At 43.6% G+C, this 2,716-nt stretch carries 4 protein-coding genes; 3 read left to right on the top strand and 1 reads right to left on the bottom strand.

All coding sequences use genetic code 11. The features are described from left to right. Positions 1-67: 67 nt before the first annotated feature. Entirely contained in the window at positions 68-391 is a 324-nt protein-coding gene (locus QAS77_RS11435) for a DMT family transporter (protein WP_305065680.1), read from the bottom strand. A 173-nt stretch (positions 392-564) separates the two neighbouring features. Between QAS77_RS11435 and QAS77_RS11430 the strand changes: the two genes are divergently transcribed. The 3 genes from QAS77_RS11430 to QAS77_RS11420 form a co-directional block, all read left to right on the top strand. Beyond that, positions 565-864, top strand: a complete 300-nt coding sequence (locus tag QAS77_RS11430; protein ID WP_250868432.1) for a carboxymuconolactone decarboxylase family protein — start codon at positions 565-567, stop codon at positions 862-864. Between the two features lie 101 nt (positions 865-965). After that, the gene (locus QAS77_RS11425; RefSeq protein ID WP_305065678.1) at positions 966-1,196 is read left to right on the top strand and encodes a ferredoxin; all 231 of its coding nucleotides are present in this window, start codon (positions 966-968) and stop codon (positions 1,194-1,196) included. 179 nt (positions 1,197-1,375) lie between these two features. Further along, positions 1,376-2,716 (top strand): ribulose-bisphosphate carboxylase (locus QAS77_RS11420; RefSeq protein WP_305065676.1); only part of this gene is annotated, 1,341 nt, incomplete at its 3' end.

Genomic DNA, 2,716 nt, shown 5'->3' with positions numbered 1-2,716 from the left:
TTTCCAGAATTATATCCATCTGGCATGATCAATATATGAAAATAGTCATAAGTAGATTCCTAGTGTATCATGCCAGCTTGTCACTGAGATTTAATCCCAGAACACCGACCATGACGATGAATATGGAAACCATCTTTATGGTGGTGGCAGGCTCTTTGAAATAATATATCCCTATCAAGGTCATGGATGCTGTCCCCACCCCGGACCAGATGGCATAGGCAAGGCTTACATCGATGTTCTTCAAGGCGAATGGGAAAATACTGAAACTTATGCCATAGAACACGAATATCATCAGAGATGCCGGGATGTTCGAATAGCCATTGGATATTTTCATGCAGACGGTACCGCATATCTCAAAAAAGATGGATATTGCCAGAAGTGAATAGCTCATATTAATTTCCCGGATCACAAGATATAACTGGTATTTATGAAAGCTATTTACAGATAAACATAATGACCATGAAAAGATATATTGTTCTTGACATGAGCAACGATAAATGAATGGTATGGAACCATCATAAATAGTTAGCTCTAATAAATGACACACATAAGGAGATAATAAAAATGCCAGAAGACCCCCTTCAGATAATAGCAGATAATGACCCGGAATTCGTCAACCTTTTGGACGAGACCCTTCATAACGCATTCCCGGAAAATGGAATACCTTACAAGTACAAGCTCCTGATGGCATTGTCCCTCGATGCATCAAAGGGTGCTGTTAACGGAGTGCGCTCTCTTGCATTGCAGGCATTGGATGCCGGTGCTACAAAGGAAGAGATCATGCAGACCATCAGGATCACACAGTACATATGTGGGATCGGCAGTGTTTACGTAGCTGCTAATGCCCTCCAGGATGTTCTCTAAATTATAACAAAGATCTGCACATGAGTTGTCCAGAAATTTATAAATACAGAGCTTTACAAAGTTAAAGAGGATTGTAAAGATCAATTTTGGGGGACTTATGCATGGCAGATGTAAAAAATAAAGTGACTGAAAATGTAGAAGGGGCTTATTACGTAGATGATCAGTGTATCACTTGTCAGAGATGTATAGATGAAGCTCCAAATAATTTCAAAATGAATGACAACGGCTCGAATGCTTTTGTATTTAAGCAGCCGGAGAATGATACTGAAAAAAAGAATTGCGAAGATGCCATGGACTCCTGTCCTGCAGAAGCGATCGGAAACGATGGATAAGTGTATAACTTATTTTTTAAAGCATCTTTTTTCCTTTTTCCATTCTTTTTTTGAAATATTGAAGTTCCATACCTTAGAATACCACCACTTACAAAAACGGTGCTAGTGAGCAGCACTTCCTTTTTGACCCACATGACGTATTCAAAAAACTCAAATAGATTGCAAACCGTTATTTCTATATGAGTTTGATCTATGAGGACCTGGTAAAATCGCTCGATTCCAAACAGCAGGCATATGTGGATCTGGAACTACCGGATCCGACCAATGGGGAATACCTTCTCGGAGTATTTCACTTGATACCGGGTGGAGATCTGAACGTACTGCAAGCGGCTGCGGAGATCGCTGCAGAATCATCAACTGGAACAAATATCAAAGTAAATACGGAGACCGCATTTTCCAAAACCATGAACGCTCTGGTCTATCAGCTTGATCTGGAAAGAGAGCTGGTATGGATAGCTTATCCGTGGAGACTTTTTGACAGGGGAGGAAATGTCCAGAACATACTGACCTACATTGTCGGTAACATCCTCGGAATGAAAGAGATCCAGGCATTGAAGCTGATGGATGTATGGTTCCCGCCATCCATGCTGGAACAGTATGACGGTCCGAGCTATACTGTGGACGATATGCGAAAATACCTTGATGTTTATGACAGGCCGATCCTCGGAACCATAGTCAAGCCAAAGATGGGACTTACATCAGCGGAATATGCGGAAGTTTGTTACGATTTCTGGGTAGGCGGAGGAGATTTTGTCAAGAATGACGAGCCTCAGGCAAATCAGGATTTCTGCCCGTATGAAAAGATGGTCGCTCATGTGAAAGAGGCCATGGACAAGGCTGTGAAAGAAACCGGCAAGAAGAAAGTTCATTCATTCAATGTTTCAGCCGCTGATTTCGACACCATGATAGAACGGTGTGAGATGATTACCAATGCAGGATTCGAGCCCGGAAGTTATGCATTCCTGATAGACGGCATTACAGCCGGCTGGATGGCGGTCCAGACCATCAGAAGACGATATCCCGATGTGTTCCTCCATTTCCACCGAGCTGCCCACGGTGCTTTTACAAGACCTGAGAACCCCATAGGATTTTCTGTTCTGGTGCTGTCAAAGTTCGCACGCCTTGCCGGAGCTTCAGGGATACACACAGGAACAGCAGGCGTAGGTAAGATGAAAGGTACACCGCAGGAAGATGTTGTTGCCGCCCACGGCATCCAGTATTTGAAGTCACCCGGACACTTCTTCGAACAGACATGGTCAAAGATCATGGATACCGACAAGGATGCCATCAATCTTGTCAATGAAGATCTTGCTCACCACGTCATCCTCGAAGATGATAGCTGGAGAGCCATGAAGAAATGCTGCCCAATAGTTTCCGGTGGCCTTAACCCTGTGAAACTGAAACCCTTCATAGATGTAATGGAGAATGTCGATTTCATCACTACCATGGGTTCAGGCGTACACTCCCACCCCGGAGGCACACAGTCAGGTGCAAAGGCACTTGTCCAAGCATGTGATGCA

This window comes from Methanococcoides sp. (genome assembly GCF_030594565.1).
In the GTDB taxonomy this organism is placed as follows: Archaea; Halobacteriota; Methanosarcinia; order Methanosarcinales; family Methanosarcinaceae; genus Methanococcoides; species Methanococcoides seepicolus.
Note: the sequence above shows the minus strand (reverse complement) of the source record. Positions and strands in the feature narration are given on the sequence as shown.

Excerpts from the sequence above, each read along its gene's own strand:
- QAS77_RS11435 (WP_305065680.1), bottom strand. The coding sequence starts at position 391 with ATGAGCTATTCACTTCTGGCAATATCCATCTTTTTTGAGATATGCGGT.
- QAS77_RS11430 (WP_250868432.1), top strand. The coding sequence starts at position 565 with ATGCCAGAAGACCCCCTTCAGATAATAGCAGATAATGACCCGGAATTC.
- QAS77_RS11425 (WP_305065678.1), top strand. The coding sequence starts at position 966 with ATGGCAGATGTAAAAAATAAAGTGACTGAAAATGTAGAAGGGGCTTAT.